The organism is Curtobacterium sp. PhB142 (assembly GCF_004341255.1).
GTDB lineage: Bacteria > Actinomycetota > Actinomycetes > Actinomycetales > Microbacteriaceae > Curtobacterium.
Map to the genome: position 1 here is coordinate 16759 of NZ_SLUT01000014.1, position 14258 is coordinate 31016.

Consider the following 14258-nt stretch of genomic DNA (forward strand, 5'->3'; position numbering starts at 1 on the left):
ATGGCGGGTCGGCGCTTCGCGATCGTGCAGGAGTACGTGCCCGCCTACCGGGTACCCCTGTTCACCCAGCTGGCTGCGGCGGTGGCGGCCGACGGCGACGAGCTGCTGGTCTTCGCAGGCGACCCTGCCGGTGCGTTGGCGGAACGGCGGGACGGCGTCCAGAGCAGCCCCTGGCTCCGGACCATCCGGCAGCGTGAGTTCAGGATCTTCGGCCGACGACTGGTACTGCGAGCGTTGCCCCGAGCTGTCTGGAGCGCCGACCTGATCGTGGTGGAGCAAGCACGTCGCAACACGGACGTCCCGTTCCTCCTGGCCTGGCCCAGAACCGCGCGGAAGACAGCTTTGTGGGGACACGGCGCTGACGTCGTCAAAATCCCTTCGCGTCTCGAGCGGCGCTACAGCCGCTTGCTGCTCCGGCGCGCCGCGTGGCTCTTCGCCTACACGCAGGCAGGAGCGGACCGGGCTGTGGACGCCGGGATCAACCGTCAGCGGACAACCGTCCTCTGGAACAGCATCGACACCCGAAGACTCCGCCAGGATCTCGATGCGGTGGGACCAGGTCGAGCAGGCGTGTCACCGCGGGCTGCCTTCATCGGAGGCCTCGATTCCAGCAAACGGATCGAGGATCTCATATCCATCGGAGAGGCTGCACACGGACTCGATCCTGGATTCCGCCTCGTCATCGGCGGGGACGGGGAACTCCGCGGCATCGTCGAGGCGGCTGCGGAACGGTTCTCCTGGATCGACCACCGTGGCTCCGTGGCCGGGACCGACAAGGCCGCACTGCTGCAGGAGAGCGATCTGCTCCTGATACCCGGTCGTGTCGGTCTCGCTGCCATCGACAGCCTGGCGGCGGGACGGCCGATCGTGACGCTCTCGACGTCTCTCCACGGGCCCGAGTTCGAGTACCTTGAGCCGGGAGTCACCTGCGTCGTCACCGACGGTGTCCACGATGCAGCGCGGGCCCTGGTCGGGCTCTTCCACGATCGGACCGCACTCGACGCGATGCAAGCACGGTGTCGGGAAGCCTCCCAGAACTACTCCATCGAGCACACGGTGCGCCGGTTCCACGATGGATTGAACGCAGCGATCGAGGATGACCATGAATGAGTTGCACGTGATCGTGGCGAGCCACAACCGCGCCGCCACCACGCATCGCGCCCTGTCCTCGCTCGACGTCGCGGCTGCGGAAGCGGACCTGTCGTACGACGTGACCTTGTTCGACGACGGCTCGACCGATGAGACCGTCGCCGTGGCCACTGCCGCTGTCAAGAACCTCACGGTCCTCCGCGGAGACGGGTCAGCGTTCTGGGCACGTTCGATGGCCGCGGCCGAAGACGAGGTCCTCTCCCGTGATGACGTGCACGACGGCGATTGGTTGCTGTGGTTCAACGACGACGTCGTCCTTGCGCCGTCAGGTCTCAGGAACATGGTCGCGGCAGCATCCGCCTTGCCTGTCGGCGTCCTCGTGGGCAGCACCGTCGATGGTGTTTCGGGTCTGTTGACCTACGGCGGCCTGCGAAGGAGCGGGGTCCACCCGCTCGCCTTCGACCTCGTCGAACCACCAGCTGCTCCCGATGAGGGAGCGAAGGTGGACGCCTTCAACGGGAACGTGGTGCTGATGCCGGTGCACGTTGCTCGAACGGTCGGCGCGATCGACGGTGCCTTCAGTCATGCGTTCGCAGATGTCGACTACGGATCACGAGCGGTTGCGAAGGGTGTTCCGATCATCGTTGCCGGGGGCGTGGTCGGCTTCTGCAGCAGGAACCCGACCGTCTCGCACAGCTCCGCGGTAGCTGCCTGGCGTGCTTACACCGGGCGCAAGGGGGCCGGTAATCCACGCGCCCTCCGCCGGTACCTCCGTCGACACAGCCCTCGCTCCTGGTGGTTCTTCTTCGCGTCGTCGTACGGTCTGTGGTGGATGCGCACCATCAGGCGCTCCCTGCGACCGAGGAGGGTGAGACCTTGACCACGCTGCTCTTCCTGGTCGTTGCGGTCATTCTCCTCTCCATCGCTGTCGGCCTCGTCCGGATGCACCCGCGGATTGTCTACTGGGTGGTCTCCCTCTACGCGGTCACCGCCTGGGAATACCCCAACTTCGGGACCATCGGGACGTATGGGGGGACGACCATCACGCTCGGGGACGGACTGGCTGTCGCACTGGTGGTCGCAGGGGTCCTCGACGCGCGCACGGCGCTCCGGCGTTTCCGGCCTCCTGCGCTCATCGCGGGAGCGCTGGTCATCGTGCTCCTCGCAGCTGCTCTCGCCCGGGGGATCGAGCAGTACGGTCTCGGCGCAGCAGTGAACGAATCCCGTGCCTTCCTCTACGTCCTCGGGATCCTCTTCTGGGCCGTCACCCGCCCATGGCCAACCGGCGAGATCGCGTACGCGCAGAAGTTCTTCGTGGTCGTACAAGGCGTCGGGTTGTGTGTCGTGGCCACTTACCACGTCATCCGCTACGGACTCGGGGGGACTGCCGACTTCGTCCTGGTCAACGGCGAACTCAACCAGACCGGTCGTCCGCTGGTCTCCGGACAGGCGCTGCTCCTCACGCTCTGCGCGATCCTGGCGTTGCGCGTGTGGCATCAGGGAGGGCAGACCCGTTACCTGACACTCTCGGGTCTCTTCGTCGTGTTCGTGATCATCAGCCAGCAGCGCACGGTCTGGGTGACCGCGATCGTGCTCGCGTTGCTGCTCCTGGCGCGTGGGCCCCGGAGCCTCCGGACCAAGCTGGTCGTGCTCGTCGGCGTGTGCCTCGTCGGCGGGGTCCTCGTCGTGGCCGCGCAGTCGTCGATGAGCAGCATCATCGACGAGTTCGCCGGTTCGGCGTCGAACACGGGGACGTACTCCGCGCGCTTGACGAGCTGGCTGGGGTTGATCGCCGAATCGGTCCAAGAAGGCCCGTTGACCGTGCTGTTCGGAGCCCCGTTCGGGCACGGGTACGCGAGGTTCGAAGGCGTCGGGAGGTGGGTCGTCTTCGCGCCGCACAACTGGTACGTGACGGTGTACCTCAGGGAAGGTCTGGTCGGGCTCGGCGCCATGTTGGTCATTTTCCTGCCCCGGGTGGTTGCGGGCCTCCGTTCGCACCGCGATGTGTTCCTCGAGTGCATCCTGGTGTGCTTCCTCCTGTACGGGTGGACCTACTCGTGGCAGTGGTGGACCTGTCTGCCCCTGGCACTCGCCTTCCTCGACCGAGCCTTCCCCGCACTGGCCGAGCCGGTCTCCGTTCCGGCGACCGCTTCCCGCCGGTTGCAGGAGATTCGTTAGTGGACGGGCTACGGGTACTGCACCTGCTCGGTGAGCTCAGGCCGAGCGGCATGGAGCGGATGCTCGTGTCCGGGGCCCCCGGCTTCGCTGCCCTGGCCGTGCATGGCCACGTCCTCGGCGTGGGGACCGACCACCCGTTCGCCGAGGAGATCAGGCGCGCCGGGTACTCCGTCACGACCACCGATCACCCCGCACACACCTCACCCGGGCGTCGGGTCTTGCGTCGGGTCGTCTCGGCATTCCGTCCCGATGTCATCCACATCCACACGGAACGGCGGTACTTGCAAACGGTCTTCTCCGTTCGCAAGGTCGACCGACGCGTGCCCGTCGTGCGCACCGTCCACAACGTGTTCGACGCGCACGGCCGATGGTTCGCGAGTCGGCTCCTGCAGGCGCTGATCGGCGACCGCGCACTGAGCGCGTTGATCGTCCCGAGCCCGGACGTCGCGCGCAACGAGAAGCGGTTCGGCCGGGATCCGCAGGTGATCTTCAACTGGGTGGAGGACCGCTTCTTCGAACTCGCCGGGAGCCGTTCCGGAGCCGGTCCGGACACGACGGGGCCGGTCGTACTGGTCGGGAACTGCTCGCGCATCAAGAGCCACGGAGTCGCCCTCGAAGCGGCGCTGCTCGGGAACCTGCGCGTCGCCCACATCGGTTCCGAGGAGCATGCCGAACCCGCGGAGCGAGCGATCCTGGACCGTCTCCAGCGCAACGGCCTCCTGGTCGCCCGTGGAGTCGCCGATCCGGCGGATGCGCTCCTTGCTGGAAGGGTGTTCGCCATGCCGAGTCGCCACGAAGGGATGCCCGTCGCCCTGGCCGAGGCGCTCGTCGTCGGGATGCCAGCGGTGGTGGCGGATGTTCCTGGGCTGCGCTGGGCGACCGGTGAGCCAGGTGTTGTGGCCCTTGCGAGCCGGGAACCGGCTGTGTGGCTCGATGCGTTGCGTGGCGTCGCTGTCAGCGTGAGCGCTCCTACCATCGACTTTCGGGCGCGCCGAGGCACCGCCGAGTACGCAGCGGTGTACCGCGCTGCGGTGGAACGACGATGAGGGGGCAGCGCGTGATCCGACGAGTTCTGGAAACGATCCGGCGGCGTCGCTGGCTTCTAACGCTGCCGCCGACGGTCACGTGGAGCGAGACCGCGACGCTCGGCGAGCGGGTCAGGATCTGGGCGCCCAGATCACTCACGATCGGTGATGACGTCCACATCGGCTCCGATGTCCGGATCGAAGTGGACGGTTCCATCGGAGACCACGTCCTCATCGCGAACCGCGCTGCGATCGTGGGGCGACGCGACCACGACATGACCATCGCAGGGGTGCCGATCACCGAGAGCCCGTGGGTGGGCAATGACAGTTCGCTCAGCGAACCCACGACGATCGGGAGCGACGTCTGGGTGGGGTTCGGCGCCATCATCCTGTCCGGCGTTTCCGTCGGCGACAGCGCTGTGATCGCGGCCGGTTCCGTGGTGACCCGAGATGTGCCGCCGAACGCCATCGTCGCTGGAAACCCGGCGAAGAGGATCGGACAGCGCTTCGGTGAAGCGGTCTTGGCGGAGCACTGGGCGGCGCTGCGCCGCGCTGGCATCCGACTGAGCGGCCCCACGAGGGGCGAGGCCGAGGATGGTTGAGCGTGCTCCGCGGGTCTTCTACGTCCCGAACGAGTTCGGTGGATTCCTGCAGCTCGGCTTCCGCGACCCGCTCCAGGCGCTCGCGAAGACCGGTGCGATCGCAGCCCTCGAGACGTTCAGTGTCCTGAACGCCATCCGGAGCGGAGAAGATCCAGAGCGCTCTCGCGACGAGCTCGTCCGTCGCGTGCGGGAGTTCCGTCCGGACATCCTCTTGATGCAGCACCTTGGCCACACTGGTCTGCGTCGGCATCACTTCGCGGCGCTGCGAGAAGCGTGCGTGTCGGACTTCATCTACCACGAAGCCGACCCGTACTCGCGGTTCCTGCACCCTCTTCCGCCCGAGGCCCGGAACGCGGGGCGCGCAGCCGACGTCGTCTTCACCGTGGGCAAGGGCGTCTTCAGGGACAACTTCCGGCGAGCCGGTAGCCGCGACGTCCGCTGGGTTCCGTCTGCGTACGAACCGGGGCGATCCGAGAACTTCGATCGCGCAATCCGGACGGGCCGCCCGTACGACGTGGTCATCGTGGCGAACAAGAACCGTCCCCGACTGCGTGGGCTGCCGAACTGGCGCGATCGCATCCGGTTCGTCGAGCTCATGCAGGAGCACTTCGGAGGCCGCCTCGCTGTCTTCGGACGGGGATGGGATGGTCCCACCGCGAAGGGGCCAGTGCCTTTCGAGGAGCAGGACAGCGCCATCACATCGGGATGGATCAGTGCGAACTGGGATCACTTCGCGGACGAAGACTCCTACTTCTCGAACCGCCTGCCGATCTCGCTGGCCGCCGGATCGATCCACGCAACGACCGATCACCTCGGCTACGACGGGGTGTTCGGGCCCGCGACCGGGGAGTTCCTGCTCCGCGGTTCGAGTCCGGAGGCGCTCGTAGAGGAGATCGACCGTGTGCTCGCGAATACGTCCGTCGACGAGCGGCTCGCTGCCATCACGGCTGGACGCCGGTTCGCGGCCGAGCACTTCCGTCAGGATGACCTCATGGTGCACATGGTGAACTGGCGCTCGCAGTGGATCGATCCGGTGGCCGCGCGGTCCGTGTGGCCACGGCACGGGGGCGGGCACCGATGACCCTGGCGCCGCTCCGGACTCTCCCGCTCCGCGCTTCCCTCCGGCTCGAGCGGGAGCAGAACGCCCGTGACCTCCGGCGCGGGCCGCAACAGCAGGCATCGGACACGTGGCTTCCGCCGGAGAAACTCGCGGGCCTGCGGGTGCGGATCGACCCGTACCCAGACCTCGGCCATCAGCTGTCCACCTGGATCGCGGGGTACCTGTGGGCCCGTGACCTCGGCGTCCCGTACTTCGGTGGCGACGTGTCGAAGGACACGAAGGGACTCCTCGACCTCTCGGTGCTGACCTCCGAACCGCCCGCCGGACCCACAACCGAGCGGCGCCTCGCAGCGACGGGGTTCGAGAACGAGACGTGGTCGCTTCCGGCGCTGCAGCAGTCGGTGACCCGTGCGTCGACCAGATCTGCGCGGCCCTGGACCGGGCGGATGGCGCTCGACCAGCGCCGATGGGATCAGACCCCGATCGCGGGACCGCTGCGCCGAGCGGTACTCGCCGGCTACCTCGGAGCAGACCTGCTGCAGGCCGAAGCCGACGCGGAATACGTCGCCATCCATGCGCGGCGTGGAGACATCGGTCCGGTGACGCACCCGGACCGTTGGATCGACGTAGACTTCTACGAGCGCCTGATCGCGGAGATCCGGACCGTGCCGCAGTTCCGGACCGCGCCCATCAGGCTCTACACGTCCGGAGACGCAGCTGATCTCCGTGGCTTGGAGCAGCTCGGAGTGGTCATCAAGGACACCGGCGGCCGCGATCGCGACTTCGTCGAGATCGCGGCCGCGCGACTCGTCGTGGCCGCGCCGAGCTCCTTCGGGTTCCTGGCCGCCCTCGTTTCGCGATCTCCGGTCGTTGCGAGAGTCCCTTGGTGGCACCACATTCCCGACACCGGTCGGTGGCTTGCTTACCAGGCGGGCCGTGGACTCGACACCAGGCGGCTGGAGCAGCTCGCCGCCGGAAGTTCTTCGTGACCTCGAACGGCCGCCGGCTCGTCGCAGGCGCATCGTGGGTCTACGGGCTCCAGCTCCTGACCATCGTCGTCCAACTCGGGTACGCGGCTCTGACCTCTCGGCTCGCTGACCCTGCGGTCTTCGGCGCCTACAGCGTCGCGCTCTCGATCGCAGCCCTCGTCAACTTGCTGGGTTCCGGCGGGTTGTCCCAAACTGCCGCGCGAGCTCCGAACGCGGATCGAGCGTCGACGCGCCCCCTGGCCACGTACGCCCTGCTCCTCGGCGGTGGAGCCGCGGTGTTCACCCTGCTCACAGCAGAACTGTGGAGTGCCGTCTGGGCCGCCCCTCAGGCCGCCGGTGCCGTCCGTCTGCTCGCGCTGAGCGCAGCCGTCATGCCGTTCCTCAGTTTGAGCACCGGCCTCCTGCGTCGCCAGGGCATGTTCCGGGAGATGGCGATCGCGACGTTCGGGGCGAACGTGGCTGGCATGGTCTTCGGTCTCGTCGCCGTGTTGATCTTCCGCAGCCCGGAGTCGCTTGCCGTCTCCGCGATCGTCGGGCAGTGGGGGACCCTGGCGTGGGCCGCGAGTCGCCTGCGTGGGGGACTCGTTCCCGGACGCTTGGCGCTCCGCTCGGACAACGTCCGCTTCAGCACGAAGCTGGTGGCCGTCTCGGTGTTCCAGTACATATCGGGGAACGCACCGCGATGGAGTGTCAGCCACTTCATCGGCGCGGGGGTGCTCGGGGCCTGGAACCGCGCCGATGTCCTCTCCACCGTTCCGTTCGCCCAACTGCAGAACGCGCTGCTACAGGTGATCTACCCGGAGTTCCGCCGTTACCCGGTCGGGACGAGCGAGGCACGATCGGCTTGGCTTGACATGCTCAGCCTCATCGCCTGGTTGACGCTCCCGCTCGGAGCGGTGATCGCCGGCATCGGCCCGCAACTCGTGCACATCGCGCTGGGGCCGGGGTGGGGACTCGCCGCTCAGATACTCCCGCTCCTCGCGCTGCTCGGAGCTGTCCAGCCGTTGATGGTGCTCTTGGCGGGGGCGCTCGAGTCGGCGTCGTTCTTCCGTGCGATCTGGGCCGCCGAGGCCGTGGCGTTTCTCGTGAGCGCGATCGGAGTCGTCATGGTCGCCACTCGGCATGACTACGTGTTCGCTCTGCTGGCCCTCATCGGCGCGACGGTCGGTCGGCACTTCGTCCACATCGCACAAGCCCGGCGGGTGGGAGCGGTCCGCCTGTCCGAACTCCTCAGGGGCTACGCGCAACCCGTCGTCTTCGCGGTCGTGCTCTACGGCTCGCTGCTGGCGCTCGCCGCCGGGGGGGCGTCGGTCGCGAGCGTCCCAGCAGGGATCATCGGCCTGGTAGCCCTCGTCACGTGGGTCCTCGTCGCACGAAGCGCGTTGCCGCCGCTCAAGATCCTCCGTCGTCGTGGGATCCTCGGACAGCGAGCTGGCGAAGCGTGACCACCTACACCGTCGCAGGCCTGCTATCCGGCAGCAGAGACGCCTATGCTCCTCACATCACGACGGAAGGTCGGCGGTGAAACCGGTATTCCTCGTCTACACGTTCCAAGACGCCGAACACTTGGGCGAGCTCGTGAACGCGCTCGGCCCACACCGAGTCTTCGTCCATGTGGATGCCAAGGTGGACGTCGGAGATTTCGAGGCGGCCCTGGAACGCACTGGAAACGCTGTCCTCCTCGATGACCGTGTGCAGGTCAACTGGGGCGGCTACTCGCAAGTCCGCGCGATCCGGGCGCTCGTGCAGAAGGCACTCGAGTTCGCTGACGATGACGACTACCTCGTGCTGCTGTCCGGGTCGGACTACCCGCTGCGGGCGGTCGATGAGTTGCTCGAGCACCTCCGGTCCGATCCCGGGCGGCAGTACCTGCGTGCGTTCGAGATATCGAGCAGTGAGCAGAAGTACCGTCGCCAGGTCGACCGCCGACACCATCGGGACTTGTCGTTCCTGTCCAAACGGACTGGGAACAGGATGCTCCGAAGAGTCCGCAACGCCGTGATCAAGGTGCTCGACGGGCCGCTGAGCCTGCGGCACGCACCGGTGCCTCCTACGGGGATGAAGATCGGACACGGTGGGACGCACTTCGCGGTGACCGCGGCGTGCATGCGCGCCATGGAAGCGATCGTGACTCCCGAGGTCGAGCGCTACTTCGAGGCGGTCTTCTGTCCGGAGGAGAAGTTCTACCACTCGTTGGTCATGCGCACGCGGTTCTCCACCGCAACCCCCGCCGGAGGATTCGAGCCGTACGTCGGACCTGGCAACTGGCGGTACGCCAACCTCCACCTGATCGATCCGACGCTCGTCAGGGTGTTCACGATCGATGATTGGCCGGAGATCGTTGCCAGCCCGCAGTTCTTCATCCGGAAGATCGTTTCCGGGCCGAGTACGAGTCTCCGGACGAAACTGAACGTCGAGCGGCTTCGCCCGGCACCACTGAAGTAGAGCAGACGAGAAAAGGGATACATTGCAGAAGAAGGCCCTGATCACCGGGATCACCGGACAGGACGGCTCGTACCTGGCTGAGCTGCTGCTCCGCAAGGGGTACGAGGTGCATGGCCTGATCCGTCGCGCCTCGACGTTCAACACCTCGCGGATCGACCACCTCTACGTCGATCCGCACGAGTCGGGCGCGAAGCTGTTCCTGCACTACGGGGACCTCGGCGACGGTGCACGACTCGTCAGCCTCCTCAGCGAACTGAAGCCGGACGAGGTCTACAACCTCGCGGCGCAATCACACGTGCGGGTGTCGTTCGACGAGCCGGAACACACAGGTGACGTGACGGGTGTGGGCACGATGCGCATGCTCGAGGCGGTCCGGGTGTCCGGCATCCACACGCGCTTCTACCAGGCATCCTCCTCCGAGATGTTCGGGGCGACACCGCCGCCGCAGAACGAGGAGACGCCGTTCTGGCCCCGCTCCCCGTATGGGGCAGCGAAGGTCTACAGCTACTGGGTGACCCGGAACTACCGCGAGGCGTACGGCATGTTCGCGGTGAACGGCATCCTGTTCAACCACGAGTCGCCGCGACGTGGTGAGACGTTCGTCACCCGGAAGATCACCCGTGCGGTCGCGCGGATCAAGGCAGGACTCGAGGACCACGTGTACCTCGGCAACCTCGACTCCGTCCGCGACTGGGGGTACGCCGCCGAGTACGTCGAGGGCATGTGGCGGATGCTGCAGGTCGACGAGCCGGACGACTTCGTCCTGGCGACCGGCGGTGACTTCACGGTCAAGGACTTCCTGACGACCGCGTTCTCCCACGCAGGCCTGAACTGGGAAGACCACGTGCGCTTCGACGAGCGGTACCTACGACCGAGCGAGGTGGATGCGCTGGTCGGTGACGCGTCGAAGGCCAAGGAGAAGCTCGGCTGGGAGGCGACGGTCGACACCGCCGAACTGGCGAGGATCATGGTGGACGCGGACATCGCCGCCCTCGAGCACGAGGGCAGCCCGTGGATCGACACCGTCCGACTCGAGAGCTGGGGATCCTGATGACCACGACCGACTTCACTCCCGGTCCGATCAACCGAGCGGACCGCGTCTACGTCGCGGGACACCGCGGTTTGGTGGGCTCGGCGGTCTGGCGCAAGCTCGAGTCGGAGGGCTTCACCGACATGGTCGGGCGGAGCTCCTCCGAGCTGGACCTGAAGGACCGCGGCGCCGTGTTCGCCTTCTTCGCCGAGCAGCAGCCGAAGCACGTCGTACTAGCGGCAGCCAAGGTCGGCGGGATCATGGCGAACAACACCTACCCGCACGACTTCCTGAGCGAGAACCTGCAGATACAGGTCAACGTGATGGACGCGGCTGTGGAGCACGGCGTCGAGCGGCTCGTCTTCCTCGGGTCGTCGTGCATCTACCCGAAGATGGCCGAACAGCCGATCCACGAGGACGCGCTCCTCACCGGGCACCTCGAGCCCACCAACGACGCGTACGCGATCGCCAAGATCGCTGGCATCCTGCAGGTGCAGGCCGTCCGGCGGCAATTCGGGCGCCCGTGGATATCGGCCATGCCGACGAACCTCTACGGCCCGGGCGACAACTTCTCGCCTACCGGTTCGCACGTCCTGCCGGCCCTCATCCGCCGGTACGACGAAGCGGCACGAACGGGTGCGGCGCGCGTCGAGAACTGGGGGACGGGCTCGCCCCGTCGGGAGTTCCTGCACGTCGACGACATGGCGGCGGCGGTCTTCCACCTGATGGAGCACTACGACGGTCCGGACCAGGTCAACGTCGGGACCGGGTCCGACGTCACCATCAAGGAGATCGCCGAGACGATCGGCAGGATCGTCGGCTTCGAAGGCGAGACGGTCTGGGACACAACCAAGCCGGACGGCACGCCGCAGAAGCTGCTCGACGTATCCAAGCTCGCGGATGCCGGCTGGACTGCGCAGATCGGCCTCGAGGACGGTCTGCGGAGCACCATCGACTGGTACCGCGAACACGTGGACACCGTGCGTCAGTGACGTGGGCTGGACACGGGGAACCGTAGGATCGCGTCATGTCCGACCTGCCCGAGTCGCGACGCACTGCAGCACACCGGGGATCCAGGGCCCGGATCGTCTTGTGGATCGTCCTCGCCCTCGTCCTGCTGCTCATCCTCGCCGTCGCCTGGGTGGGAGTGCGTGGTGCGCTCGCGAAGGGACACCTCGAACGAGCGGTCGGTGACGTCGACACACTGCGCTCCCAACTCACCGGTGGCGACACCGCCGCCGCGCAGAAGACCGCGAAGCACCTGGAGCGTGAAGCGGGGGCAGCTCGTTCGTTGACGGGTGATCCGATCTGGGGGGCCTCGCAGAACGTCCCGTTCTTCGGGGCCAACCTGCGTGCAGTCCGCCAGGTCTCCGTCGTCGTGGACGATGTTGCCCGGAACGCGGTGACCCCGGTCGCCGACGTCATCGGCGGTCTCGGAACCGACTCGTTCGCGCCGAAGAACGGCAAGGTCGACCTGCAGCCGATCGTGGACGCGCAGCCGGCCGTCGCGAAGGCGACGACGACCCTGGCACGGGCTGACCGCGATGCGGACGCGATCGACACGAGTGACACGTTGTCCCCGGTGACGACCGCGGTTGCCGAGCTACGGAACGCGTTGTCGTCCGCTTCTGCGCAGGTGACCACCGCGAACCGGGTCGTGCAGCTCGCGCCGGCGATGCTGGGCAACGACGGTGAACGGAACTACCTGCTGTTGTTCCAGAACAACGCCGAGTTGCGCGCGGGTGGCGGGATCCCGGGTGCCGTGGCGCTCCTCCAGACCGATGACGGTGCCATTCACCTGCAGAACCAGACGTCCGGTGGCTCGTTCGGTCCGTACGCGCAGCCGATCCTGCCGCTGACCCCGGACACGACTGGTCTGTACGGCAGCATCACCGGGAAGTACATGCAGGACGTCACCCTGACCCCGCGTTTCGACGTCTCGGCGAAGCTCGCTCGGGCCATGTGGAAGCAGAAGTTCGGCGAACAGGTCGACGGCGTGCTGGCGATGGACCCGGTGACGCTGAGCTACATCCTCGAGGCCACCGGCCCGGTGAAACTGCCGACCGGAGACACCTTGACGTCGGACAACGCGGTCAAGCTCCTACTGAGCGACGTGTACGCGAGGTACCCGGACCCGGTCGTGCAGGACGCCTTCTTCGCCTCCGCCGCCAGCGCGGTGTTCGACAAGGTCGCGAGTGGTGACTTCGACCCCCAGCAGTTCGTCTCCGCCCTGAGCCAGAGCTCCGGCGAGGACCGACTGCGCCTGTGGAGCGCGGACCGGGCCGAGCAGCGCCGCATCAGCGGTACCGCTGTGGCCGGCGAACTCCCGACCGAGTCGGCGTCGTCACGAGAGTTCGCGGTGTACCTGAACGACGGCACCGGCTCGAAGATGGACTACTACCTCGAGAAGACCGTGTCAGTCGGCAGCTCAGTGTGCCGGAAAGACGGTCGTCCCACGTCGGTCGTCGAGGTCACCATCAAGAACACTGCACCCGCCGACGCCGCGACGAGCTTGCCCGAGTACGTCACGGGTGGCGGCGACTTCGGTGTGGAGCCGGGCAAGATCAAGACCCTGATCGCGACCTACGCGCCCGAGGGCGCGATCTTCCTCGGCGCAACCAAGGACGGCAAGACGACCGCGGTGCAGACGGCGACGGATGGCGGACACCCCGTGGCGCAGTTGCAGACGCTGCTCGCACCGGGCCAGAGCCTGACCTACCGCGTTGCCTTCCTCGGCGAGAGCAAGTACGCGAAAGCCCCCGTGCAGGCGAGCTCCACCCCGGGTGTCCGCCAGTCCGAGGCCAGGCCGATCGCGTTCGAGTGTGACCAGCCTCTCGCCGCCGGGTGAGCCCGCCGTCCCGTTAACGCGGATCGGGCGCCCCCACTCCGGGGGTGATCGATCGCGGCTGTCCGACGTCACAGGCTGGTGATGCGGTGGTCAGGATTCGTGGGGGTTCGGCTGAATGTTCGCCTGACCTGGGATTTCCTCGTCGGATTCAGCCCGATGGCATCATGACGGCGACTCGGTCGCGCGCTCGTCTGGAATGAACACATGACGACCAATGACCGAAATCCACGCCATCTGGTACCGAGCTGTGAAACTCCGGTAGATTGAGACAACTTCGCCATCACAACCGCCAGTTTCTTGGCCGGGGACAACCACGGGCGGATCAGCGGGCTCTGGGTGTCAGGGTCTGGATCTTCAGATCTTTAGGGGAACCACATGAAGAAGCTCATCGCTGCGGTGGTGCTGGCTGGGGCCGCACTGCTCGCCACGCCGACCGTCGCCAACGCCGCCGGTTACACGCCTGACTCCGACGTCTCCGTCTCCGGCACCGCCGTTGCCGGTGGTACCGCCTCCGTGAACTTCACCGAGGGTGCGTTCCAGGACAACGAGACCGTCAACGTCCAGGTCACCGGTGCCGGTGCGGTCACGCTCGGCGCGCTGCCGACCACGACCGTCTCGAAGACCTACACCGCTGCCTCCGACGGTTCACTCGCCGTCAAGGTCACCTTCCCGAAGGGCGCTTCGGGTACCTACAACCTGACCGCCACCGGCGCGACCTCGGGTGTCGTCGGCTTCGCCGCCTTCACCGTCGCCCCGGCTGACGCTGCTGCTGCTGTCCCGGCTGCGGGTGCTGGCTCCGGCACCGACGGCACCCTCGCCTTCACCGGTTCGACCGTGTCCGCCCTGGCCCTCTGGGTCGCCGGTGGCGCAGTCGTCCTCGGTGGTGGCCTGCTGCTGGTCCGCGGCTCGGTCCGTCGCCAGCGCGAGTCCGTCTGAGACTCGAGCCTCTGAAGGAAGCCCCCGGAGCGCATCGCTCCGGGGGCTTCGTCGTG

Annotated in this window: 13 protein-coding genes; all 13 read left to right on the top strand. The window is 67.1% G+C overall.

Features of this window, described 5'->3' with window-relative positions; genetic code table 11:
• The 13 genes from EDF31_RS18760 to EDF31_RS18810 all read left to right on the top strand — a co-directional run bounded on the left by EDF31_RS18760 (position 1) and on the right by EDF31_RS18810 (position 14202).
• Positions 1-1110, top strand: coding sequence for a glycosyltransferase family 4 protein (locus EDF31_RS18760; protein ID WP_131847473.1), 1110 nt, complete (start codon positions 1-3; stop codon positions 1108-1110).
• Positions 1103-1969 carry a glycosyltransferase gene (locus EDF31_RS18765; RefSeq protein WP_165901495.1) on the top strand — a complete coding sequence of 289 codons (867 nt, stop codon included), beginning with the start codon at positions 1103-1105 and terminating at the stop codon, positions 1967-1969. Before EDF31_RS18760 ends, EDF31_RS18765 begins: the two co-directional genes overlap by 8 nt.
• Positions 1966-3267, top strand: a complete 1302-nt coding sequence (locus EDF31_RS20110; RefSeq protein ID WP_165901496.1) for a hypothetical protein — start codon at positions 1966-1968, stop codon at positions 3265-3267. The genes EDF31_RS18765 and EDF31_RS20110 overlap by 4 nt, the downstream gene beginning before the upstream one ends.
• Positions 3268-3614: 347 nt before the next feature.
• Positions 3615-4313 carry a glycosyltransferase gene (locus EDF31_RS20115; protein WP_165901497.1) on the top strand — a complete coding sequence of 233 codons (699 nt, stop codon included), beginning with the start codon at positions 3615-3617 and terminating at the stop codon, positions 4311-4313.
• 11 nt (positions 4314-4324) lie between these two features.
• Positions 4325-4894, top strand: coding sequence for an acyltransferase (locus EDF31_RS20525; RefSeq protein ID WP_279387375.1), 570 nt, complete (start codon positions 4325-4327; stop codon positions 4892-4894).
• Entirely contained in the window at positions 4887-5975 is a 1089-nt protein-coding gene (locus tag EDF31_RS18780) for a hypothetical protein (RefSeq protein ID WP_131847479.1), read from the top strand. Before EDF31_RS20525 ends, EDF31_RS18780 begins: the two co-directional genes overlap by 8 nt.
• Positions 5972-6943 (top strand): hypothetical protein, encoded by a 972-nt coding sequence (locus EDF31_RS20120; RefSeq protein WP_165901498.1) that lies wholly within the window; start codon positions 5972-5974, stop codon positions 6941-6943. Before EDF31_RS18780 ends, EDF31_RS20120 begins: the two co-directional genes overlap by 4 nt.
• Positions 6940-8388, top strand: coding sequence for an oligosaccharide flippase family protein (locus EDF31_RS18785; protein WP_165901499.1), 1449 nt, complete (start codon positions 6940-6942; stop codon positions 8386-8388). The genes EDF31_RS20120 and EDF31_RS18785 overlap by 4 nt, the downstream gene beginning before the upstream one ends.
• A gap of 76 nt (positions 8389-8464) precedes the next feature.
• On the top strand, positions 8465-9388 hold the full coding sequence (locus EDF31_RS18790; protein WP_165901500.1) for a beta-1,6-N-acetylglucosaminyltransferase: 924 nt from the start codon (positions 8465-8467) through the stop codon (positions 9386-9388).
• 22 nt (positions 9389-9410) lie between these two features.
• Positions 9411-10439, top strand: coding sequence for a GDP-mannose 4,6-dehydratase (gene gmd, locus EDF31_RS18795; RefSeq protein ID WP_131847485.1), 1029 nt, complete (start codon positions 9411-9413; stop codon positions 10437-10439).
• Positions 10439-11410: a GDP-L-fucose synthase gene (locus EDF31_RS18800; protein WP_131847487.1), complete on the top strand. Its 972-nt coding sequence runs from the start codon at positions 10439-10441 to the stop codon at positions 11408-11410. Before gmd ends, EDF31_RS18800 begins: the two co-directional genes overlap by 1 nt.
• Positions 11411-11445: 35 nt before the next feature.
• Positions 11446-13266 carry a DUF4012 domain-containing protein gene (locus EDF31_RS18805; protein ID WP_131847489.1) on the top strand — a complete coding sequence of 607 codons (1821 nt, stop codon included), beginning with the start codon at positions 11446-11448 and terminating at the stop codon, positions 13264-13266.
• Between the two features lie 375 nt (positions 13267-13641).
• Complete coding sequence (locus tag EDF31_RS18810; protein WP_111086114.1) at positions 13642-14202, top strand: sortase; 561 nt, start codon at positions 13642-13644, stop codon at positions 14200-14202.
• Positions 14203-14258: the final 56 nt, after the last annotated feature.

What these genes read in the sequence shown, in the direction of transcription:
- EDF31_RS20120 (WP_165901498.1), top strand. Translation starts at nt 5,972, where the DNA reads ATGACCCTGGCGCCGCTCCGGACTCTCCCGCTCCGCGCTTCCCTCCGG.
- EDF31_RS18810 (WP_111086114.1), top strand. Translation starts at nt 13,642, where the DNA reads ATGAAGAAGCTCATCGCTGCGGTGGTGCTGGCTGGGGCCGCACTGCTC.
- EDF31_RS18780 (WP_131847479.1), top strand. Translation starts at nt 4,887, where the DNA reads ATGGTTGAGCGTGCTCCGCGGGTCTTCTACGTCCCGAACGAGTTCGGT.
- EDF31_RS18800 (WP_131847487.1), top strand. Translation starts at nt 10,439, where the DNA reads ATGACCACGACCGACTTCACTCCCGGTCCGATCAACCGAGCGGACCGC.
- EDF31_RS18805 (WP_131847489.1), top strand. Translation starts at nt 11,446, where the DNA reads ATGTCCGACCTGCCCGAGTCGCGACGCACTGCAGCACACCGGGGATCC.
- EDF31_RS18765 (WP_165901495.1), top strand. Translation starts at nt 1,103, where the DNA reads ATGAATGAGTTGCACGTGATCGTGGCGAGCCACAACCGCGCCGCCACC.
- EDF31_RS18760 (WP_131847473.1), top strand. Translation starts at nt 1, where the DNA reads ATGGCGGGTCGGCGCTTCGCGATCGTGCAGGAGTACGTGCCCGCCTAC.